Annotated in this window: 19 protein-coding genes; 11 read left to right on the forward strand and 8 right to left on the reverse strand. The window is 33.7% G+C overall.

The genetic code is table 11. The annotated features are described in order from the left end of the window. Position 1 precedes the first annotated feature (1 nt). The 3 genes from dinB (at position 2) to C8D80_RS08315 (ending at position 2,362) form a co-directional block, all read left to right on the forward strand. On the forward strand, positions 2–1,099 hold the full coding sequence (gene dinB / locus C8D80_RS08305; protein WP_133609258.1) for a DNA polymerase IV: 1,098 nt from the start codon (positions 2–4) through the stop codon (positions 1,097–1,099). Between the two features lie 45 nt (positions 1,100–1,144). Beyond that, on the forward strand, positions 1,145–1,675 hold the full coding sequence (locus tag C8D80_RS08310; protein ID WP_133609260.1) for a hypothetical protein: 531 nt from the start codon (positions 1,145–1,147) through the stop codon (positions 1,673–1,675). Positions 1,676–1,846: 171 nt separating this feature from the next. Then, complete coding sequence (locus C8D80_RS08315) at positions 1,847–2,362, forward strand: PAS domain-containing protein (protein ID WP_133609262.1); 516 nt, start codon at positions 1,847–1,849, stop codon at positions 2,360–2,362. 70 nt (positions 2,363–2,432) lie between these two features. On the opposite strand, the gene pyk is transcribed toward C8D80_RS08315, so the two are convergent. The 5 genes from pyk to C8D80_RS08340 all read right to left on the reverse strand — a co-directional run bounded on the left by pyk (position 2,433) and on the right by C8D80_RS08340 (position 6,859). Then, entirely contained in the window at positions 2,433–3,863 is a 1,431-nt protein-coding gene (gene pyk, locus C8D80_RS08320) for a pyruvate kinase (RefSeq protein WP_133609264.1), read from the reverse strand. Positions 3,864–3,868: 5 nt separating this feature from the next. Continuing rightward, positions 3,869–4,342, reverse strand: coding sequence for an IPExxxVDY family protein (locus tag C8D80_RS08325; protein ID WP_133609266.1), 474 nt, complete (start codon positions 4,340–4,342; stop codon positions 3,869–3,871). Between the two features lie 102 nt (positions 4,343–4,444). Further along, the gene (rnc, locus tag C8D80_RS08330) at positions 4,445–5,188 is read right to left on the reverse strand and encodes a ribonuclease III (protein ID WP_133609268.1); all 744 of its coding nucleotides are present in this window, start codon (positions 5,186–5,188) and stop codon (positions 4,445–4,447) included. A gap of 4 nt (positions 5,189–5,192) precedes the next feature. Beyond that, entirely contained in the window at positions 5,193–6,446 is a 1,254-nt protein-coding gene (gene fabF, locus C8D80_RS08335; RefSeq protein WP_133609270.1) for a beta-ketoacyl-ACP synthase II, read from the reverse strand. 176 nt (positions 6,447–6,622) lie between these two features. Further along, positions 6,623–6,859, reverse strand: coding sequence for an acyl carrier protein (locus C8D80_RS08340; protein ID WP_007137004.1), 237 nt, complete (start codon positions 6,857–6,859; stop codon positions 6,623–6,625). Between the two features lie 173 nt (positions 6,860–7,032). On the opposite strand from C8D80_RS08340, the gene purN reads away from it, so the two are divergent. Further along, a complete protein-coding gene (purN, locus tag C8D80_RS08345) occupies positions 7,033–7,596 on the forward strand; it encodes a phosphoribosylglycinamide formyltransferase (protein WP_133609272.1) in 564 nt (187 codons plus the stop codon). Between the two features lie 11 nt (positions 7,597–7,607). Beyond that, positions 7,608–8,087 carry a ribonuclease HI gene (gene rnhA / locus C8D80_RS08350; protein ID WP_133609274.1) on the forward strand — a complete coding sequence of 160 codons (480 nt, stop codon included), beginning with the start codon at positions 7,608–7,610 and terminating at the stop codon, positions 8,085–8,087. 29 nt (positions 8,088–8,116) lie between these two features. On the opposite strand, the gene C8D80_RS08355 is transcribed toward rnhA, so the two are convergent. Continuing rightward, positions 8,117–9,025 (reverse strand): DUF6268 family outer membrane beta-barrel protein, encoded by a 909-nt coding sequence (locus C8D80_RS08355; protein ID WP_133609276.1) that lies wholly within the window; start codon positions 9,023–9,025, stop codon positions 8,117–8,119. A gap of 239 nt (positions 9,026–9,264) precedes the next feature. On the opposite strand from C8D80_RS08355, the gene C8D80_RS08360 reads away from it, so the two are divergent. Together C8D80_RS08360 and C8D80_RS08365 are read left to right on the forward strand one after the other, a co-directional pair. Continuing rightward, a complete protein-coding gene (locus C8D80_RS08360) occupies positions 9,265–10,194 on the forward strand; it encodes a PfkB family carbohydrate kinase (RefSeq protein WP_133609279.1) in 930 nt (309 codons plus the stop codon). Positions 10,195–10,274: 80 nt separating this feature from the next. After that, on the forward strand, positions 10,275–12,173 hold the full coding sequence (locus C8D80_RS08365; protein ID WP_133609281.1) for an amidophosphoribosyltransferase: 1,899 nt from the start codon (positions 10,275–10,277) through the stop codon (positions 12,171–12,173). A 632-nt stretch (positions 12,174–12,805) separates the two neighbouring features. Here C8D80_RS08365 and C8D80_RS08370 read toward each other — a convergent pair. Continuing rightward, entirely contained in the window at positions 12,806–13,411 is a 606-nt protein-coding gene (locus C8D80_RS08370) for a superoxide dismutase (protein WP_133609283.1), read from the reverse strand. A 107-nt stretch (positions 13,412–13,518) separates the two neighbouring features. On the opposite strand from C8D80_RS08370, the gene C8D80_RS08375 reads away from it, so the two are divergent. The 4 genes from C8D80_RS08375 (at position 13,519) to C8D80_RS08390 (ending at position 22,286) form a co-directional block, all read left to right on the forward strand. Beyond that, a complete protein-coding gene (locus C8D80_RS08375; RefSeq protein WP_133609285.1) occupies positions 13,519–16,707 on the forward strand; it encodes a UvrD-helicase domain-containing protein in 3,189 nt (1,062 codons plus the stop codon). 32 nt (positions 16,708–16,739) lie between these two features. Next, positions 16,740–17,936 (forward strand): glycine C-acetyltransferase, encoded by a 1,197-nt coding sequence (kbl, locus tag C8D80_RS08380; protein ID WP_133609287.1) that lies wholly within the window; start codon positions 16,740–16,742, stop codon positions 17,934–17,936. A gap of 105 nt (positions 17,937–18,041) precedes the next feature. Further along, the gene (locus tag C8D80_RS08385) at positions 18,042–19,445 is read left to right on the forward strand and encodes an OmpA family protein (protein ID WP_133609289.1); all 1,404 of its coding nucleotides are present in this window, start codon (positions 18,042–18,044) and stop codon (positions 19,443–19,445) included. Positions 19,446–19,508: 63 nt separating this feature from the next. Further along, positions 19,509–22,286: a PD-(D/E)XK nuclease family protein gene (locus C8D80_RS08390; RefSeq protein ID WP_133609290.1), complete on the forward strand. Its 2,778-nt coding sequence runs from the start codon at positions 19,509–19,511 to the stop codon at positions 22,284–22,286. 55 nt (positions 22,287–22,341) lie between these two features. Here the strand turns inward: C8D80_RS08390 and C8D80_RS08395 are convergent, their stop codons facing one another. Continuing rightward, positions 22,342–23,124, reverse strand: a complete 783-nt coding sequence (locus C8D80_RS08395) for an alpha/beta fold hydrolase (RefSeq protein ID WP_133609292.1) — start codon at positions 23,122–23,124, stop codon at positions 22,342–22,344. Positions 23,125–23,233: the final 109 nt, after the last annotated feature.

Raw genomic sequence — 23,233 nt, forward strand, 5'->3', positions numbered from 1 at the left:
TATGAGCGAGCACTACCGAAAAATAATTCACGTTGACATGGATGCGTTTTATGCATCGGTAGAGCAAATGGACAATCCTGAGCTGAAAGGAAAACCTTTGGCGGTAGGCGGAAGCGAAGTTCGTGGTGTGGTTTCAGCAGCAAGTTACGAAGCGAGAAAATACGGAGTTAGAAGTGCGATTAGCGGCATTCAAGCGAAGAAATTGTGTCCCGATTTAATTTTTGTGCGACCAAGATTTGACCGTTACAAAGAGATTTCCAAAAAAATCAGAAAGATATTCCACGATTACACTGATTTAGTCGAACCTTTATCGCTCGATGAAGCGTATTTAGATGTTACCGAAAACAAAAAAGGCAATCCCAGCGCGACATTAATTGCTCAAGAAATCAGAAAGCGCATTTTTGAAGAAGTTGGACTTACGGCTTCGGCAGGAATTTCAGTAAATAAATTCGTAGCCAAAATTGCTTCCGATTACAACAAACCGAACGGACAAAAAACGGTAAATCCAGATGAGGTGGAAGCCTTTTTAGAAAAATTAGACGTTAAAAAGTTCTATGGAGTAGGCAAAGTAACGGCTGAAAAAATGTACCAATTAGGCATTTTCACAGGTTACGATTTAAAGCAAAAACCGTTAGAGTATCTCGAAAAACATTTTGGAAACAGCGGTTTGCATTACTACCAAATTGTGCGAGGCATTCACAACAGCGCGGTAAAACCCAACCGAAAAATTAAATCGGTAGGAGCGGAGCGCACTTTTGGTGAGAATTTATCTTCTGAAATTTTCATGGAAGATCGCTTGCTAAGTATTGCCAAAGAATTAGAAAAACGCCTCCAAAAAAGCAAAATTTCAGGAAAAACTATTACCTTAAAAATAAAATATTCCGATTTCACCTTACAAACCCGAAGCAAAACTTTGCCGTATTTTGTAAACGACAAAAACATCATTTTGGACGTTGCTAAAGATTTACTTTACCAAGAACGCCTAAGAAACTCCGTGCGATTACTAGGTATTTCCATTCACAATTTAAACAACGAAGAAAAAACCAAAACCACTTTACCTCAAAAAAGTGTTTCAGTGCAATTGAAGTTTGAGTTTTAAGTGAAGAAAATTTTTTACATTGCAAGGTAAATTACATTCAGAAAAATGACTAAATATATATTTATCCTATACTTTTTAATATTTAATTATCAATCTGTTTTTGCATGCAAATGCGAATTAATTGATGATATTAAGACGGAATTTAATTCAACTGATGTTATTGTTCGTGGTAAAGTAATTTCTAAAGAAAATGTCACTTTTATAAGTACTCTAAACAAAAAAGGATTAAAAAAAATAAATTCGAATAATGCATTAGATAATGATAAAAAAGAGTTCTTAAAAAATGAAGATATTTTAAGAATTGAGATTGAAGTACTTTACACCTATAAAGGAAAAAGATTAAGAAAAAACATCATTGTTTATACAAATAGGCATTCTGGAACATGTGGTTATAAAGATTTTGAGTTTGGTCAAGAATACCAAGTTTATTTATCTAAAGATTGTTATTTTGGGTTTAACTATAAAAAAGCAAATTTAGACGCTTCAAGCTATAATGGTTTTTGGACAAATATTTGCACAAGAACAAAGCAATTTTCGTTGGAAGAAGATAAGGAGCTTAAAAAATTGATGAATTAATTTTAAGCTTCTGAGCAAATCCTTCTGAAACAATAAGATGAAACCTCCATTCTGACACTTTCAAAACGGAGGTTTTTCATTCCTTTTTCAAACTTAAACAAGCGTTAAAGTTCGTTTTTAATAGCTATTGGTTCGTTTTTCTTTTTAGTTTTATCCCAAATTACAATCGTTATGGAGTTCAAAGTTTACGATGCTGCGTTTGCAAAACAGCATGAAAATGGCGCTATAAAAGCTATGCCACTAGTGTCTTGGGATATTTATTCTCAGTATTTGTTGCAAACTAATGTATTGCTTCACGATGTAAATTCGTTACATCAAATAGCTAATAAAAATCAATGGAAATCAGTTTGGGATTATAAAGAAAGTTTACAAGACGAAACCGTAATTGTGGTTACTGATGCACAATTAAAAATTGTTTTCGCTAGTAAAAACATCAAAAAAATGAATGGCTACGAAGCACAAGAAGTCGTTGGAAACTCACCAAAAATGTTTCAAGGCGCCAAAACCGATTTACAAGTGAGCAACGAAATCAGAAAAGCCATTTTAAACAAAGTACCGTTTGAGAAAAATGTAATTAATTATTGCAAAGATGGTTCGTTGTATAAATGTCACATCAAAGGATTTCCAATTTTCAATCACAAAGGTGAAGTAACTAATTTTATTGCGTTTGAAAAAATAGCCGCATAAAACGAACATATATAAAACAAAAAGGAGTGCTAAATTATCTTTAGCACTCCTTTTTTATGTAGAAATGAGATTATTCTATTTCAGAAACTCTTAATGTGTTTACCATTCCTTTCGCTACGATAGGCATTGCAGCTAAGTTAACTACCATATCGCCTTTTCTAACGTATTTTTTTTCTTGACAAATGGTATTGATGTCATCAATCGTGTCATCTGTACTTACTAATTTGTCATAGAAATATGCTCTTACACCCCATAAAAGGTTCAATTGTGTTAATATTCTTCGGTTAGAAGTAAATACTAAAATATGCGATTTTGGTCGCCAAGCCGAAATTTGAAACGCAGTATAACCAGAATTTGTTAAGGTTGTAATCGCTTTTGCATTAATGGTATCAGCCATTTGAGCCGCGTGATAACAAATCGATTTGGTAATATAACGACTGTTTTTTATTTGTGGTTGCGAAATTGGCACTTTAATAAGTGGCGAATCTTCCACGCTTTCAATAATACGGGTCATAGTTTCAATAACTTCCACAGGATAATTTCCTACTGAAGTTTCTCCTGATAACATTACGGCATCCGCTCCGTCCATAACCGAATTGGCTACGTCGTTTACTTCGGCACGTGTTGGAGTTAAAGACGTAATCATAGTTTCCATCATTTGTGTTGCTACGATTACCGGAATACGAGCTGTTTTTGCTCTGTGAATCAATTTTTTCTGAATCAAAGGCACTTCTTCCGCTGGAACTTCCACACCTAAATCACCACGAGCAACCATTAAACCATCACAAAACGCTACGATTTTGTCAATGTTTTCAACTGCTTCAGGTTTTTCAATTTTGGCAATAATTGGAATTTTATGATCGGAATGTTTTGCAATTAAATCTTGTAAATCTTCTAAGTCTTTTGGTGTTCTCACAAACGATAAAGCAATCCAATCGACTTTATTTTCAATCGCAAAAATAGCATCGCGAATGTCTTTTTCAGTTAAAGCTGGTAACGAAACTTTAGTGTTAGGTAAGTTTACTCCTTTTTTTGATCTCAAAGGACCACCTTGCACTACAACCGCTTCAACTTCGGTGTTTTTGTCGGTTTTAGTAACTTCAAAAATTAATTTTCCGTCGTCTAATAAGATTCTTTCTCCAGGATTTACATCTTTTGGAAATTCTTTGTAGTTCATGTAAACTCTCGAAGCTGTTCCTAAGATATCTTCTGCAGTAGTGAAGGTAATAATATCGCCTTTGCTTACTACTACATCTTCTTTCATTACACCTACGCGTAATTTTGGACCTTGTAAATCGCCTAAAATTGAAGTTGTATAGCCAAACTCATCGTTTAGCTCTCTAATCATTTGTATGCGTTCTGTAACATCAGTATAATCAGCATGCGAAAAGTTAACTCTAAATACATTAACTCCGGCATCAATCATTTTTTTTATTACTTCTTTTGTGCTACAGGCTGGGCCTAGCGTAGCTACAATTTTAGTCTTTTTGTTTGTTGGCATTTTAATTAAAAAATTAAATTATTTTTAGATTTTAAGTTCGTGATATCAATCGTGTAAGCCGTAGTTACATTTTTAATCTCTTGAATTTTATCAACTATGGATTCTGAGTCAAATCCGTAATCGATATTTTCAATTTTAATAAGGTAATCGGCTTTTTTAAATTCAGGTAGTAAAAAAACGGTGATGTCTACTTGCTCAAATAAAGAGGTTGTTTGTTTGTTGGAATTAATAATCGTGGTTTTGTTTTCGATTAACGTCCAAACAACATCGTTTTTTTCATCATCAAAAATGTAATTACTAAAAGCGCTTTTTCCTTCGGGAATGGCAATTTCTACATAAGCAAGATTTTTACTTAATTGAACGCCTAATTCCTTGTTCAGCATATAAGCCAATTTGTAATCATCTAAAGATGAATGCACGGCAATAAGCTCATAATCATCTGAAACAAAATCGTTTATTTGAATTTTATGAATGGCCATTACCAGAATTTAAGTTGTAAAGATAAGACTAAAATCTATTAAAAAGTACCCATTTACGTGTTCTTAACGTTAATTTAGTAACGAAAACGTTTTAGTACTGGGTTATTTTTTTGAAATTTTTTCTTGTAAAGCAAAATAAGCACGTTGCGATGCTTTTTCTTCTGCTTTTTTCTTAGAAGTAGCTCTTGCTCGGGCAATAATTTTTTGGTCGATAAGCAATTTTACCCCAAAATATTTCTGACCTTCGATGCCGTTATCTTCCACAAAATCAAAAAAGAAAGACATTTTTTCTTTCTGACACCATTCAATGATTAAACTTTTGTAGCTGATAACTTTTCCTTCTAATTTGGCAATATCTACATATTGTTTGATGATTTTATTTTGGATAAACTTTTCGCAATATGTAAAACCTCTGTCTAAATAAATAGCGCCAATAAATGCTTCAAATAAATTACCGTGAATATTTTCACCAAATTGATTTGAATTGATTTTACTTTCTACAAATTGAAGCAAGTTAAAATCACGACCAAGTTCGTTTAAATGTTCTCTGCTGACAATTTTCGAACGCATTTTAGTCAAATACCCTTCATCTCCCGATGGAACTTCATTATATAAATGAGCAGCAATTACGCTACCTAGCATGGCATCGCCTAAAAATTCTAAACGCTCATAATTGAACGGATTTCCTTTCTCGTCTACTTTGTTGGTAGAGCGGTGCGTAAATGCTTTTTTGTAATATCTAAGCTCTATAGGTTCAAAACCTAGTATTTTGGTAATTTTTTCAAAAAAAATCCCGTCTTCTGGAGAACGGGAGTTTTTTCTTATTTTATTAAATAAACGACGCATGTGTTTAGTCTTCCAATTTTTTAAACAATACACAAGCATTATGTCCACCAAAACCAAACGTATTGCTCATCGCTACTTTAATTTCACGTTTTTGCGCTTTATTTAAAGTTAAGTTTAATTCTGGGTTAATGTTTTCATCTACAACAGTATGGTTAATCGTTGGAGGAACAATACTATGTTGCATAGCTAAAATAGAAGCAATTGCTTCAATAGCACCAGCAGCACCAAGTAAATGTCCTGTCATTGATTTGGTAGAGTTGATATTAATGTTTTTAGCATGAGCGCCAAAAACATGACTAATTGCTTTTAATTCGGCAACATCACCAAGAGGTGTAGAAGTTCCGTGTGTGTTGATGTGATCAACTTGCTCTGGAGACATTCCAGCATCACGCAATGTGTTTTCCATTACTGCAATTACTCCAATTCCTTCTGGATGCGGAGCTGTTAAATGGTAAGCGTCAGAAGACATTCCTCCACCCCCAATTTCACAGTAAATTTTAGCACCACGTGCCTTTGCATGTTCGTACTCTTCTAATACTAATGCACCAGCACCTTCTCCAAGTACAAAACCGTCACGAGTTGCATCAAAAGGTCTTGAAGCTGTTTCTGGACTTTCGTTTCTTGTTGATAAGGCGTGCATAGAATTAAATCCACCCATTCCTGCAATGGTTACAGCCGCTTCAGATCCACCTGAAATGATAACATCACACATTCCTAAACGAATGTAGTTGAAGGCATCGATTAAGGCATTAGCCGAAGAAGCACAAGCTGAAACAGTGGTATAATTAGGACCCATATAGCCATTTCTCATAGAAATATGAGCTGGAGCAATATCGGCAATCATTTTAGGAATAAAGAAAGGATTGAACTTTGGCGTTCCATCACCTTTAGCATAATATATTACTTCATCTTGGAAAGTTTCTAAACCTCCAATACCAGCACCCCAAATTACACCTACTCTATGTTTGTTTACATTATCTGAAGTAATTCCAGCGTCTTTAATCGCTTCGTCACTTGCAGCAATGGCATATTGAGCAAATTTATCCAATCGGCGCGATTCCTTACGATCCATATAATCTTCGATGTTGAAGTTTTTTACTTCGCACGCAAATTTTGTTTTATGTTTTTCTGTATCGTAATACGTTATGGGTGCAGCACCACTTTTCCCATTAATTAAACCATCCCAGTATTCTTGAATGGAATTTCCAATTGGGGTTAATGCTCCAAGGCCAGTTACAACAACACGCTTTAATTGCATATCCTTATTTTTAAAATATCGTTTAAACAAATAATACCCGTGTTTTCTTTAGTTTATAATAGTAAAGAGACAAGGGTATTTCAATATAATGTGATTGAAATTCAATCAAAAATAGTCTAATTTCTTAAAATAATAAAAACCCGCATGCAAAAAAATGCACACGGGCGTTTTATTTATTATTTTTTAGCTTCTTCGATGTAAGAAATAGCTTGACCTACAGTAGCAATGTTTTCAGCTTGGTCGTCTGGAATTTGAATATCAAATTCTTTTTCGAACTCCATAATAAGCTCAACAGTGTCTAATGAATCAGCTCCTAAATCGTTTGTGAAGCTAGCTTCTGTTACAACTTCGTTTTCGTCAACACCTAATTTGTCTACGATAATCGCTTTTACTCTTGATGCAATGTCTGACATAATCTTTTAATTTTTAATTTAATTTGTTGGCAAAAATAAAAAACTTTATTTTAAAACAACCTTTTTGTTACTAAATGTGACCACGAATTTAAAAAAAATAATTCACAAAGGCTTCTTTTTTTTATTTTTTACCAAATTTTATTCTTTTTTTTGTGGGAAGAAATCAATAGAAAATGAAGAATATTGTGCTTTTTGCTTCCGGAAATGGCTCAAATGCCGAAGAAATAATCAGGTATTTTAAAAAAAATAACCAAGGAACTGTAGTCGCCATCTTTTCTAACAAACCAGATGCCAAAGTGTTAGATAGAGCAAAAAATCATAACATTTCTTCAGTGGTTTTTAACAAAGCGCAATTAAATGAAGGTTTCGTCTTGGAAAAATTACATCAGTTTCAACCTGATTTAATTGTTTTAGCCGGATTTCTACTAAAATTTCCTGAGTCTATATTAAAAGAATATCCAAAAGTGATTAATATTCATCCTGCGTTGTTGCCAAAATACGGCGGAAAAGGGATGTATGGCATGAATGTGCATCAAGCAGTTTTAGAAAATAATGAAAAAGAAACCGGAATTACCATTCATTATGTAAACGAACATTACGATGAAGGTGAATTTATTTTTCAAAAATCAGTAAATATCGAAGATTGCAAAACCGCGGAAGAAATTGCGCATAAAATCCACGAATTAGAACATCAGTATTTTCCTGAAGTAATAGGAAAGCTAATCACTAATCACTAATTACTATTCACTTGAGTCACGAAGTCCACATATATACAGACGGCGCTGCCAAGGGAAATCCTGGCCCGGCTGGCTATGGCGTGGTGATGGAAATGGTAGGAACTCCGTATAAAAAAGAATTTTACGAAGGTTTCCGATTGTCTACCAATAATAGAATGGAATTATTAGCGGTAATTGTAGGTTTAGAAAAATTAAAAAACCCAAAAACTAAAGTCTTAGTCGTTTCCGATTCCAAATATGTGGTGGATTCGGTAGAAAAGCGTTGGGTTTTTCAGTGGGAAAAAATAAACTTCAAAGCCAAGAAAAATCCAGATTTATGGATGCGCTTCTTAAAAATATATCGCCAACACCAAGTTGATTTTCAATGGGTAAAAGGGCACAACAGTCATCCGCAAAATGAACGCTGCGATGAATTAGCCGTTATGGCATCGCAACAAGAAAAATTATCGATTGATGAGTTTTATGAGCGAGAAGAAGGGAAGTTGTTGTAATAAAAAAGGAGCTTTTCAGCTCCTTGTAATTATTTAGTTTCTTTTGTTAAATCGAATCGGTAAATCGCGTCAAATCCTAGATATATAGAAGAATCAAATTCCGAATTTAGTCGGTTTCTTTTATCGGTACTTAAAGGGAACGTCAATACTTGAGCTCCTACTTTTTCATTACTGCTGTACACACCATAATCTGTTGTGTCAAATCCAACTTTTCCTCTCAAAATGATTGAGTTTTCCATTAAACCAAGTGCTGCATACATAGCAAAACGAATCGATTCTTCTTGGGTATAAAAGTCTGAATTAAATTCTGATAAATTATAGGATTTAATTGAGGTAAGTAAGTCAGTACCTACACTAAATTTTTTAGTTAATGCGTAATTTGCATCCATACGAATTGGTAAAGTAGCATTTATGTAAAATTTATTGTTTTTTGATCGATGCCAAATACCAATTAATGGTGTAATAGTAGAACCATGGTTTTCTGACGAAGCATATAATCCAAATTTAACTTTTGAAGTTTCATTGTATTGATAATCTAAAACAGCTAATCCTCCAAATTGGAAATCATTTGAACCAATATTATCAAAATCTGATGCTATTTTTGGAAGAAAAACATAGGTACCCGACCATTTTTCAGAATGTTGGTATTTCATTCCTAAGTTTAAACGTGTCATAGTTAAACTAGTTCTTTCTGAAGCTTGGGAAAAATTTAATCGTGTGTTTTCAACCGTAAATCCAGTTAATAAAACAGCTTTTTCAGATAACTTTTTAGGATAGTAAAGTTCCATATTTAGATTGTTTACACTTGTTTCGTAGTCATTGTCTACATTTCCTAATGTCGCATTATTTAAAGATAATTTAAAAATATCAACATAGTCTTGCGCACTAACAGAAACTGTAAATAGAGCAAAAAGCATTAAGAATTTAATTTTTTTCATAAGTTTTTTTGTTTTTTATTTATTAAAATTTTTTCAAAAATATTCTTTAGCTATTAAAATTGTTAAAAAATTAGAAAGTATTAAATTATGATAGTCATAAAATTAATTTATGAATAAGGTTTTTGAGCATAAATATGCGCAAAATCCTAACCTTCAAAACCTTTTAAACTTTTAAACTCATAAACTTTTAAACTTCTAAACAAAAACTTATCTTTGCACCTTATTTCAAATTCAATTTAATGAACAAACTATTAATAGTAGGAACAGTAGCTTTTGATGCTATTGAAACACCTTTCGGAAAAACAGACAAAATTTTAGGTGGAGCAGCGACTTACATTGGTTTAGCGTCTAACTTTTTTAATGTAGATGCAGCAGTAGTTTCTGTGGTTGGTGAAGATTTTCCAAAGGAATATTTAGATTTATTAGAAAATAAAGGAGTAAATATAGAAGGAATCGAAATTGTAAAAGGTGGAAAAACCTTCTTTTGGAGTGGAAAATACCACAACGACTTAAATTCTCGCGACACTTTAGTTACTGAATTAAACGTTTTGGCTGATTTTAATCCAGTTGTGCCTCAAGCGTATAAAAATTCGGATGTAGTTTTATTAGGAAACTTACACCCAATTGTACAATCAGGCGTTTTAAACCAAATGTCTGAAAGACCAAAATTAGTCGTTTTAGATACAATGAACTTTTGGATGGATTGTGCCTTACCAGAATTATTAGACGTAATCAAACGTGTAGATGTAATCACAATCAACGATGAAGAAGCGCGTCAGTTATCAGGAGAATATTCTTTGGTAAAAGCAGCGGCTAAAATCCATACCATGGGACCAAAATATGTGGTTATCAAAAAAGGAGAACACGGAGCGTTATTGTTCCATAACAAAGACGTATTCTTTGCTCCAGCTTTACCATTAGAAGAAGTATTTGATCCAACAGGAGCTGGTGATACTTTCGCAGGTGGTTTCGCAGGTTACATTGCACAATCAGAAAACATTTCGTTTAGCAATTTGAAAAACGCTATTATTTACGGTTCAAATTTAGCTTCTTTCTGTGTGGAGAAATTTGGAACAGAACGAATGGAGAATTTAGATAAAAATGAAGTGAATGCGCGTTTGAAACAATTCAAAGCCTTAACACAATTTGAAATAGAATTAGAAGAATAAAAACGTGCCTCGAAATTTCGGGGCATTTTTTGTTTCAAAAAGAATAAGAATTACAACAACCTACAACAACACAACAACTTATGAGTGACGCTATACAACACGAATGTGGAATTGCATTACTACGATTAAAAAAACCGTTAGAATTTTATAAAGAAAAATACGGAACCGCTTTCTATGGTGTACAAAAAATGTACTTACTTATGGAGAAGCAACACAACCGCGGTCAAGACGGAGCTGGATTAGCGAGTATTAAATTGGATGTAAATCCAGGAGAAAGATACATCAGCCGTATTCGTTCAAACGACCCGCAACCTATTAAGGATATCTTCGCTCAAATTAACGACAGAATTAGTCGCGAGTTAGAAGAACATCCAGAATACCAAGACAATGTTGCACTTCAAAAACAAAATATTCCGTATTTGGGAGAAGTGTTTTTAGGTCACGTTCGTTATGGAACTTTCGGTAAAAATAGCATCGAAAGTGTTCACCCATTTTTACGTCAAAACAATTGGATGCACCGAAATTTAATTGTTGCGGGAAATTTCAATATGACAAATGTAAAGGAGTTGTTCCAAAACTTAATTGACTTAGGACAACATCCAAAACAAATGGCCGATACCGTTACCGTAATGGAAAAAATCGGACATTTCTTAGATGATGAGGTTACCGAATTATACAAACAATGCAAATTAGAAGGTTTTTCTAAACAAGAAGCTTCACCAATTATTGGCGAACGATTAAATGTACAACGCATTTTAGAACGTGCTTCTCGTAATTTCGATGGAGGTTATGCAATGGCTGGACTTTTTGGTCATGGCGATTCGTTTGTTTTGCGCGATCCTGCCGGAATTCGTCCTGCGTATTTCTACGAAGATGATGAAATTGTGGTAGTCGCTTCAGAACGTCCGGTAATTCAAACGGTTTTCAATGTACCTTTCGAAAAAGTGCAAGAATTAACTCCAGGAAGTGCTATCATCATCAAGAAAAACGGAAATGTTTCTATTCAGGAAGTAAGAACACCATTAATCAAAAAAGCATGTTCGTTTGAACGCATTTATTTTTCTCGCGGAAGCGATGCCGAAATCTACAGAGAACGTAAAGAATTGGGAAAATTAATCTTTCCAAGTGTTCTAAAAGCAATTGATAACGATACCGATAATACCGTTTTCTCGTTTATTCCAAATACTGCAGAAACTTCTTTTTACGGAATGTCAGAAGCGGCTCAAGATTTCTTAAATCAGAGAAAAGCCAAAATGATTATCGAGCAAAAAGATACGCTGACTGAAGACACCTTAAAAGAATTGCTTTCAGTAAAAATCAGAACGGAAAAAATCGCGATTAAAGATGCGAAACTAAGAACATTTATCACTGAAGATAGTAGTCGCGATGATTTAGTAGCACACGTTTATGATGTAACGTATGGTGTGGTAAAACCAACCGATAATTTGGTAATTATTGATGATAGTATTGTGCGAGGAACTACTTTAAAACAAAGTATCATTAAAATGATGGATCGTTTGCATCCAAAGAAAATTGTAGTTGTTTCATCGGCTCCTCAAATTCGTTACCCAGATTGTTACGGAATTGATATGGCGAAATTAGAAGGTTTAGTGGCTTTCAGAGCAGCTTTAGATTTATTAAAAGAACGCAATTTATATCATATAGTAGAAGAAGTATATCAAAAATCGAAAGCACAAGAAGATTTTAGTGATGCTGATGTAGTGAATTATGTAAAAGAAATTTATGCGCCATTCACTGATCAAGAAATTTCTGATAAAATTGCCGAAATGCTTACGCCAGAAGACACAAAAGCAGCAGTAAAAATCATTTACCAAACGGTGGAAGATTTGCATAAAGCTTGTCCGAAAAACTTAGGAGATTGGTATTTCACAGGAGATTATCCAACAGATGGAGGAAATCGTGTAGTAAATCGTGCATTCATGAATTTTTATGAAGGAAAAGATGCTCGAGCTTATTAAAATATGCGTTTCATCGACTTTTTATTTCGTTTAACAATTTTTTTATAGTAATACAAAATCTCACCATACTTTAGCTCTACCAGAAAATTAGTAGGTTAAGTTTTATGGTAGATTTGGGGCAAAAAGGGTACGCAATGCGTGCCTTTTTTTTTGCCAAAAAAGTAAGTTTTAACTAAAATAAGGGTGTTATTTTATGTAAAAATTGCATTTCATCGACTTTTTAATTCGTTTAACAATTTTTTTATGCAAGCATAGTATCTTATACTACTTTAGCTCTACCAGAAAATTAGTAGGTTAAGTTTTATGGTAGATTTGGGGCAAAAAGGGTACGCAATGCGTGCCTTTTTTTTTGCCCAAAAACTTAGAGATTTGTTATAAAAAATTAAAAAAATAACTGTTTTGTTTTTTTAAATTGCATTTCGTCGAGTTTTTGTGTTATTCAACAATTTTTTTATGCAAGCATTTTATCTTGTACTACTTTAGCCCTACCAGAAAATTAGTAGGTTAAGTTTTATGGTAGATTTGGGGCAAAAAGGGTGAAAGCAATTTCACCTTTTTTATTTTAATAAACTTGGTAACAAAAAAGGCGAGGATTAAAAATCCTCGCCTTTTTTAATTTTATTTATTCTGAATTATTTCGCTGCAGCAAAACGTTTTGCTACTTCTGTCCAGTTAATTACATTAAAGAAAGCTTCCATATAATCAGGACGTCTGTTTTGATAATGTAAATAATAAGCGTGTTCCCAAACATCCATTCCTAAGATTGGTTGTCCACCACAAGCAACACCTGGCATAATTGGGTTGTCTTGGTTTGGAGTAGAACAAACTTCTAATTTTCCGTCTTTCACACATAACCAAGCCCATCCTGAACCAAAACGAGTAGCTCCCGCTTTAGAAAATTCTGCTTTAAAAGCATCAAATGAACCAAACGCAGCATCAATAGCATTAGCTAAATCACCTGTTGGTAATCCACCACCATTTGGCGACATAATTTCCCAAAACATTGTGTGATTATAATGTCCACCACCATTGTTACGAACTGCCATATTGTTCATATCTAAATTCTTCATTAAATCTTCAATAGATTTTCCTTCTAAATCTGTTCCGGCAATTGCAGCGTTTAAGTTAGTAACGTAAGCATTATGGTGCTTAGAATGGTGAATTTCCATTGTTCTTGCATCAATATGTGGTTCTAATGCATCGTATGCATAAGGTAATTGTGGTAATTCAAAAGCCATAATATTTTATTTTTAGATTAGTAATATTTTCACCAAATTTACAAATTAAACTTCGGAATCAAAAATAGATAGTTTCTATACCACTATTATTAAGATAAATATAACATTTGAACACAACTGCTTTCACCATATACGACGCTTCGGCTGGCTCTGGAAAAACCTATACGCTAACGAAAGAATATTTAAAAATTCTTTTCTTGGCTTCGAATGATGATGCCTACCGAAAAATTTTGGCCATTACGTTTACCAACAAAGCGGTAGAAGAAATGAAAAGCCGAATTGTTTCCAGTTTGTACGAGTTTTCCATTGATACCACTTCCGATAAAGCGATGGAATTGCTAAAAGATGTTTCGGCTGAAACTAAATTGAGCATTGCCACTTTAAAAGATAAATCGAAAGCCATAATCAAAAATATCATTCATAATTATGCGGCATTTGATATTTCTACGATTGATAAATTCACGCATAAAGTTATCCGAACATTTGCTCAAGATTTGAATTTGCCACCGAATTTTGAAGTTTCGTTGGAAACCGATTCACTTTTACAAGAAGCCATCGATTTAGTCATTTCTAAAGCTGGTGATGATGTAAATTTGACCAAATTGCTAATCGAATTTTCAAAAGAAAAAACCGACGACGATAAAAACTGGGACATTTCGGCCGAATTATTAAAGGTTGCCCAATTGATTACCAACGAAAACAATTCGGAAGAAATCAAAGAAATGTCCGATAAGAGTTTGGATGATTTTGGTGTAATCAAAAAGAAATTGCAGGAGGAAATTAAAGAGTTAAAATCGGAATGTAAAGCTATTGCTAAAACTGTTTTGGATAAAATAGATACGAATGGCGTTTCTCGAAAATCATTTTACCGAAGTTTAGTTCCTAATTTCTTAGAGAAAATCGTTGATGATAAAATCGCGATTAATGAAACCGTAATTAAATATTTAGATGGTTCAGAAAGTGGTTATTCTAAAACTGTTCCACAATCTGATAAAGATTTTATTGATGAAAATTCTTCCGAAATTTTAACTTCGGTTATTGGAATCAATGAAAAAGCAGGAAAAATTTCAATGTATGAAGCTTTTCTACAAAATCTAAACCCATTGTCGTTACTAAATACGATTTATCAAGAATTCAAACAAATTCAAGAAGAGCAAAATTTAGTTTCGATTTCCGATTTCAATAAAATCATTCACAACGAAATTCAAAATCAGCCAGCGCCTTTTATTTATGAGCGTTTGGGTGAAAAATACCGTCATTATTTCATCGATGAATTTCAAGACACTTCGGTAATGCAATGGCAAAATTTAATTCCGCTAATTGATAATGCGCTTTCTGGTCAAGACGATTTTGGTCAACAAGGAACATTAATGTTGGTTGGCGATCCAAAACAAGCCATTTACCGTTGGCGCGGTGGAAAAGCCGAACAATTTATCGATTTAGCAAAAGAAGACAAAAAGTATAATCCGTTTTCTAATAAAGACAAAGAAACGCTTCGTTTGGGAACCAATTATCGTAGTTTTAGCGAAGTAATTCAGTTTAATAATGCGTTTTTCAAGCAATTATCAGATAAATTTGAAAATTCAGATTATAAAAATTTATACGAAAACCTTTCGCACCAGGAAATCAATTCTAAAAACGGAGGTTATGTGAATTTGTCGTTTATCGAAGTGCCAGAAGACGAAACTGATGTCGAAGGTTTTGATTCAGACAACGATTCGATTTCGGTAAAAGATAAATTTTACTTGAATCAAACCATAAGAACGATTGAAAAATGTATCGCAAACGGATTTGAATATAAAGATATCGTGTTGCTTACGCGAACAAAAGCACCTGGAATTAAGTTGGCGAATTTCTTAACCGAAAACAGCGTTCCGATTTTATCTTCGGAAACTTTATTAATTCAAAATGCGACTGAAGTGAAGTTGTTGATTGCGCTGCTTCGTTATTTGAAAAACCCAAAAGATGATGAATCGAAAGTCTATTTCTTGTATTTCATTGCGAAATATTTGCAATCAGAAGTAGCAATTCATGATTTTATTTTGACTGCAAAAGATAAAATTTCGGAAGAATTAGAAACGTTTTTGAAAACCATCGGAATTGATATTTCGTTCAAAAATTGCAAGAAAAAATCGTTGTATGAAGCGGTTGAAATTTTAATAGCGACGTTTTTAAATGATAAAGTGAATACTTCTTATTTGCAATATTTCTTAGATTTAGTTTTAGAGAATGACGTAAAAGTACAATCTAGCATTGCTGATTTCTTGGAGTATTGGGACAAAATTGGCTACCAAAAAAGTATTCCGTCACCAGAAGGAACCAATGCCGTTCGTATCATGACGATTCATAAATCAAAAGGTTTGGAATTTCCTGTTGTGATTTTTCCGTTTGCCGAAGAAGATTTTTCGAGAAAAATTAAAGATAAACTTTGGATTCCGTTAGAAGATTCGAATATTGATTTGCCAAAAGCGTTAATCAATAACAGAAAAGAAGTCGAAAGTTACGGAAACGAAGCAAAAACCATTTTTCAAACCAAAAACCAAGAAGAAGTTTTAGATACGATTAACGTTTTATATGTTGCATTAACGAGAGCTGAAGAACAATTGTATGTGATTTCGAATAAACTTACAACCAAAAAAGGCGATTTGGTTACCAATAATTTATCGTATTATTTTATAGAGTTTTTACAGAATTCAGGCAAATACGTAGATACAAAATTGGAATACGAATTCGGAAATCCAACCCGAATTTCAACCAACAAAGCACACGAAGGTAAAAACAATCAAATTGGTGTTGTAACGCATAAATTAAATCCAAAAAACATCAAAATTGCACAACGCGAAGCTTTAATGTGGGGAACCATTCAGCAAGATGCAATTAATTTTGGGAATATTTTGCATGAAATCATGGCGTTTATTCATACGAAAGACGATGTGGATTTGGCCATTCAAAAAGCAACAGAATTAGGATTGATTACGTTTTCTCAACAAGAAGTTTTCAAAGAAACGATTCAAAACATTGTTAATCATTCGGAATTAAAAGAATATTTTGAACCTGAAGCCAAAGTGTTTAATGAGCAAAATATCATTAAAAAAGCCACAAAAAACAGTAAGCCCGATAGAGTTGTAATTAAAGATAATGTTGCGTATTTATTAGATTATAAAACAGGAGAAAAACACAACAAACACAAAGCGCAATTAGAAGAATATGAATTGGCTTTACAAGAAATGAATTATACCGTTGCAAAAAAAGCACTCATATATATAGGAGAAAGTATAGAAATAGTAACTTTGTAACCATTAACACAACCATAAACGATTAATATATTATGTACGGAAAAATCCAACAACACCTACAAAACGAATTAAATACCATTCAAGAAAACGGATTATTTAAAAAAGAACGTGTTATAACGTCACCACAAGGAGCAGAAATTACAATTTCAACTGGCGAAACGGTTTTGAATTTTTGTGCGAACAATTATTTAGGATTATCATCACATCCAGAAGTGGTTCAAGCGGCGAAAGATGCTTTAGATTCTCACGGTTTCGGAATGTCATCAGTACGTTTTATTTGCGGAACTCAAGATATCCACAAAGAATTAGAACAAAAAATCGCCAATTTCTACGGAACAGAAGATACTATTTTATACGCAGCAGCTTTTGATGCTAACGGTGGAGTTTTTGAACCTTTATTAGGAGAAGAAGATTGTATTATTTCTGATAGTTTAAATCATGCTTCTATTATTGATGGTGTTCGTTTGTGTAAAGCAGCACGTTACCGTTATGAAAATAATAACATGGAAGACTTAGAACAACAGTTAATCAAAGCAACTGAAGCAGGTCATCGCTTTAAATTAATTGTAACTGACGGCGTTTTTTCAATGGACGGATTAGTAGCGCCATTAGATAAAATTTGCGATTTAGCAGATAAATATGACGCTTTAGTAATGGTTGATGAATGTCACGCTGCTGGTTTCATTGGAGCAACAGGAAAAGGAACATTGGAAGCTAAAGGCGTAATGGGAAGAGTAGATATCATTACAGGAACATTAGGTAAAGCTCTAGGTGGTGCAATGGGCGGTTATACAACGGCAAAAAAAGAAGTAATTGAAATTTTACGTCAACGTTCGCGTCCATATTTGTTTTCAAACTCGTTAGCACCATCTATTGTAGGAGCTTCATTAAAAGTTTTTGAACTATTAGAAAAAGATACCACACTTAGAGATAAATTAGAGTGGAATACCAATTATTTTAAAGCTGGATTAAGAAAATCAGGTATAGATTTCATCGATGGAGACTCTGCAATTGTGCCAGTTATGCTATATGATGCTAAATTATCACAAATAATGGCAGAAGAACTGTTAAAAAAAGGAATCTATGTTATAGGGTTTTTCTTTCCGGTTGTTCCAAAGGATAAAGCGCGTATTCGCGTGCAATTATCGGCTGCGCATACACAAGCACATTTGGATAAAGCAATAGAAGCTTTCACGGAAGTTGCTAAAAATTTAGGAATAATCAAGTAAAATCCGACAAATAAGTAATTTTTTTTAACAAAACTTTTTGTAGTTAAAAAAAACGTATTACTTTTGTTCCAATTATAACGCATTGTAATTAAATAAAAAACAAGTATGAAACATCTTAACAAATTATTTGCTGCCGCTTTATTGTTTGCAGGTATGACAACTCAAGCGCAAGACAGCAACAACCCGTGGGCAATCTCTTTTGGTGCTAACGGAGTAGACACTAAAGTAAGTGCTGTTGGAAACGATAGTCCAAAATGGATCCAATTAGCTAACGCAAACGACAACTGGAATATCGTTCCTGCTGTTTCCTATGTTAATGTATCAAGATATGTAGGTGATGGTTTTTCTTTTGGATTAACTGGTTCGGTTAACAGAATTAATAAGTGGGTAGTAAGAGTACCTGGAACTGAGTCAACTGATGTAGTTGTGAATCCTGGGGATTTAAATTATTTCGCTTTTGATGCTACTATTAAATATAGCTTCATGGAAATGTTAAAATCTAAATGGTTAGATCCATCTATCAACTTAGGTGGTGGTTATAACTTTTTTGGTGATGCATCTGCTGGAACTGTAAATGGTGGTTTAGGATTAACATTTTGGGTTACTGAAAATGTAGGTTTACAGTTACAATCTGTTTACAAACACTCATTTGATGATGACAGAGTTGCTGATCTTGATGTTCCAACACATATCCAACATTTCGCTGGTATAACTTTTAAATTTGGAGGTAAAGATACAGACGGTGACGGAATTTATGACAAAGATGATGCATGTCCTGAAGTTGCTGGTTTACCAGAATTCAAAGGATGTCCTGATACAGATAAAGATGGTATCCAAGATTCAGAAGACGCTTGTCCAGAAGAAGTTGGAACTAAAGAATTAAACGGTTGTCCTGATAACGACGGTGACGGAATCATCAATTCAGAAGATGCTTGTCCAGAAGACAAAGGAACTAAAATGATGAACGGATGTCCAGATGCTGACGGTGACGGTGTTGCTGATAAAGATGACAAATGTCCTACTGTAGCTGGTGCTAAAGATAACGCTGGTTGTCCATGGCCTGATACTGACGGTGACGGTGTTGCTGATAAAGATGACAAATGTCCAACTGTAGCTGGTACTGTTGCTAACAATGGTTGTCCAGAAGTTTCTGACGAAACAATGAAAAAATTAAATGATTACGGTAAAACTATCTTGTTTAACTCAGGTAAAGCTTCTTTCCAAAAACAAACAATGCCAGTTTTACAAGCAATGGCTGCTATCTTAAAAGAGTATCCTACTGCTAAGTTCTCATTAGAAGGACATACAGATTCTGATGGTAAAGATGCAATGAACCAAAAATTATCTGAAGATAGAGCTGCTGCAGTTAAGAATTTCTTAATTGAGCAAGGTATCGATGCTTCAAGATTATCTTCTAAAGGTTTTGGTGAGTCTATGCCAGTAGATTCTAACAAAACTTCTAAAGGTAAAGCTAACAACAGAAGAGTAGAAGTGAAATTAGTTAAATAATTTCTTTCAAAAATATTATAGGAAACGCCCCGATTTATCGGGGCGTTTTTTTATTTTTATAAAATGAAACAAAATACTTTTTTAGATAAGTTAAGCCAAACCATATTATCTCAATCTGATATTGAATTATCAAATTGTTTGATTGTTTTACCGAATAAAAGAGCCAAAGTGTTTCTTTTAGAAAGTTTAAAAAATCAATTAGAAACCACTTCGTTTGCTCCAACTATCATTAGTATTGAAGATTTTATTCAAGAGATTTCGAATCTTCGCACGATTGATCCTGTTGAATTGTTATTTGAATTCTACGAAGTCTATCTTTCAGTTACCGAAAAAGCCAAACAACAATCGTTTGAAGAATTTGCTACTTGGGCAAAAACTGCTATTCAAGATTTTAATGAAATCGACAGGTATTTATTAGATCCAAGCCATGTGTTTTCTTATTTAGAAGATATTGAAGCTTTGAAACGTTGGAATTTAGAACCATCAAATACCACCAAACTAATAGATACACATTTAGAGTTTTGGGCTAAATTACCTTTATACTACGAATCTTTTTACAATCATTTACTAAAAAAGGGAATCGGTTATCAAGGTTTATTATACAGAGAAGCGGTGAAAAACTTAGCTCCGTTTACCGCAACAATCACCAATCAAATCTATTTTGCGGGTTTCAATGCTTTAAATCAAGCCGAAGAAAGAATATTCAAACATTTAGCAAACGAGAACAAAGCCAGAATCTATTGGGATATTGATGAGGTTTTTTTGAATGATTCGTATCACGATGCAGGTTTATTCATTAGAAAGTTTAAAAAAGAATGGAAACCTTTCGTAAACCAAAATTTTGAATGGGTGGTGAATCATTTTAGTGAAGCTAAAAACATCGAAATTATTGGAACACCAAAGAGTATTGGTCAAGCCAAAATTGTAGGAACCATTATTGAAAAAATTCAATCTGAAAACCCAAATTTAGAAAAAACGGCTGTTGTTCTTGGCGATGAAAACCTCTTGCTTCCAGTTTTATATAGTTTGCCAGAATCAGTTGAGGCGTTGAATATTACGATGGGTTATCCAAGTAAAAATAATCCGGCGCAACTGTTGATTAGTAAGTTGTTCAAGTTGCATACCAATGCCAAACAACGAAACGATAAAAGCTACACCTTCTATTACAAAGAAGTTTTAGATATTTTAAATCATCCTTTGGTTGAACCATATTGTAAAGTGGAAGAAGTTGTAAAAGTGATTAACAACAACAATTTCACTTTCTTTTCCAATCAAAAATTATTCAGTTTATTCGAAGAAAAATATCCAAACACAGAAAATAAATTCTTTGAATTATTATTCACTCGTTGGGACGATTCTATTTCTGATATTTTAACAAACTTGAATTCGATTTTACTAACCATAAAATCCTATTTAAGTAACGATGATAGTGAAGAGAAAGTAACAAAAGCTTTCGTGTATTCGGTGTTTAAAACGATTAATAAATTAACCAATTACCACGAAACCTATAATCAAATCGAAAGTTTACAGTCGTTACAAGCAATTTACAAGCAAATCATCGATTTAGCGGAAGTTTCTTTCGAAGGCGAACCTTTGAGTGGTCTTCAGGTAATGGGTGTTTTAGAAAGCCGCGTATTGGATTTTGAAAATGTGATAATCACTTCAGTAAACGAAGGTAAATTTCCAGCTGGAAAATCTCAAAATTCATTTATTCCATATGATGTAAAGAAAGAACTAGGCTTACCAACCTACAAAGAAAAAGATGCGATTTATTGCTATCACTTTTATCATTTGTTGTTGCGCGCTAAAAACGTTTGGTTGCTTTATAACACCGACAACGAAGGAATCGATGCTGGTGAAAAAAGTCGTTTCATCACGCAATTAGAGATTGAGAAACAACCAAGTCATACTATTTCAAGTACCATTTACAACGCTGTTTTACCCGAAAAAGCGTACGAACCCGTTACCATTCCAAAAACGGATAAAATTATAACGCGTTTGCGCGAAATCGCAACCGATAAAGGGTTTTCGCCATCGTCTTTAACGAATTATATTCGAAATCCATTACAGTTTTATATGCAACGTATTTTACGTATTAACGAAGCGGATGAAGTGGAGGAAAATATCGCAGTAAATACGTTGGGAACCATCATTCACAATGCTTTGGAAGAATTGTATACTCCGTATTTGAATCAGTATTTAGCTTTGCACCATATTGAAACGATGGAAACTAAAATTGACGAGGTGATTTTGAAACATTTCAAAGAAATTTACAAAGAAGGTGAAATCACGAAAGGGAAAAATCTATTGGCGTTTGAAGTAGCGAAACGAAATGTTTATAATTTTCTACAGATAGAAAAGAAAGATATCGAAGAAGGTCAAGCCATAAAAGTACTATTGTTGGAAGCGAGTTTATCTTGTGAAATCGAAGTAAAATCGTTGCCATTTCCAATAAAAATTGCAGGTAAAGTCGACCGAATAGAAGAGCGAGATGGAACTATCAGAATCATCGACTACAAAACGGGTAAAGTATTGGGCAATAGCTTAAAAATTCACGATTTCACTGATTTGACTTCCGATATTAAAAATGAAAAAATTATTCAGTTGTTGTGTTATGCATTGATGTTTGAAAATCACGAATTAAAACAAAACCGAGAAGTTTCAGCGGGAATTGTTTCGTTCAAAAACATGAAAAGTGGTTTTTTGCCTTTTGGATTAGGTAAAGGAAAAGATGCCGAATTAGCGATTTCAACTGAAATTTTAGAAGATTTTAAAGCAGAATTAGAAATTTTGATTTTGGAAATTTTTAATGCTGAAATTCCGTTTAAAGAAAAAGTATAATTGAAATAAAACCTTGCGAACTTTGCGAAAAAGCTTTGCGTGCTTTGCGGTTAAATTAAACCCTTTTCAAAAAACCACTCAAAACTCCTAACAATTCCCCTTGGTTTTCAAAATGACTCATGTGACCATCTTCAAAAGTGGTGAGTTGTACTTGCGTGCCAATTATTTGTTCTAAATTCTCTTCGTAATTTAAAACAGGATCTTTTTTGCCTAAAATTAGTTGAATGGGATAAGGCGCAAAATGCAAAATAACTTCACGGTCTTTTCTGATTTTCATACCTTCTAACGCAGCAACAATACCTTGAAGAGGCGTTTTTAAAGCTTCTAACTTTACTTCTTCAATAATATCTGCTAAGCGTTCGCGATTGTCTTCACTAAATAAATTAGCAATACTCATGCGAATAAAAGCCGAATAATTTTGCTTTACCGCCACAATAGCTCTGTCACGATTTGTTTTTCGTTCGTCGCTATCAGCTCTTGAAGTGGAATTTTGTAATACAATTCCTTTGACATTATCAGGATATAATTCGGCGAAAGCCAACGCCACATAACCGCCCATCGAATGTCCAATCAAAACCGCTTTCCTGATTTTTAATTCGTGCAAGACATGATGCACCATATCGGCTTGGTCTTCCATCGTGTGGACATAACCTAGACATTCTGTTTCACCATGACCTAATAAATCGATAGTGATCATGCGGTGTTTTTTAACCAATTCAGGAACAAACGCTTTCCACATCGATTGATTTTCCAAAAACCCATGCAATAAAACCACAGCCGTTCCTTTTCCTTGGTCGGTGTAATTGATTTTAGTGTTTTTGAAGTTTGTGGTTTTCATAAAAGCAAAGGTAGAGTTTAAACGCAAAGGGCGCAAAGTTTTTTCGCGAAGTACGCAAAGTTTGGGAATAAAAAAACGGCTCACTTTCGTAAACCGTCTTTTTTCTTTC

Origin of the sequence: Flavobacterium cheniae, assembly GCF_004363695.1 — a bacterium.
Classification (GTDB): Bacteria; Bacteroidota; Bacteroidia; order Flavobacteriales; family Flavobacteriaceae; genus Flavobacterium; species Flavobacterium cheniae.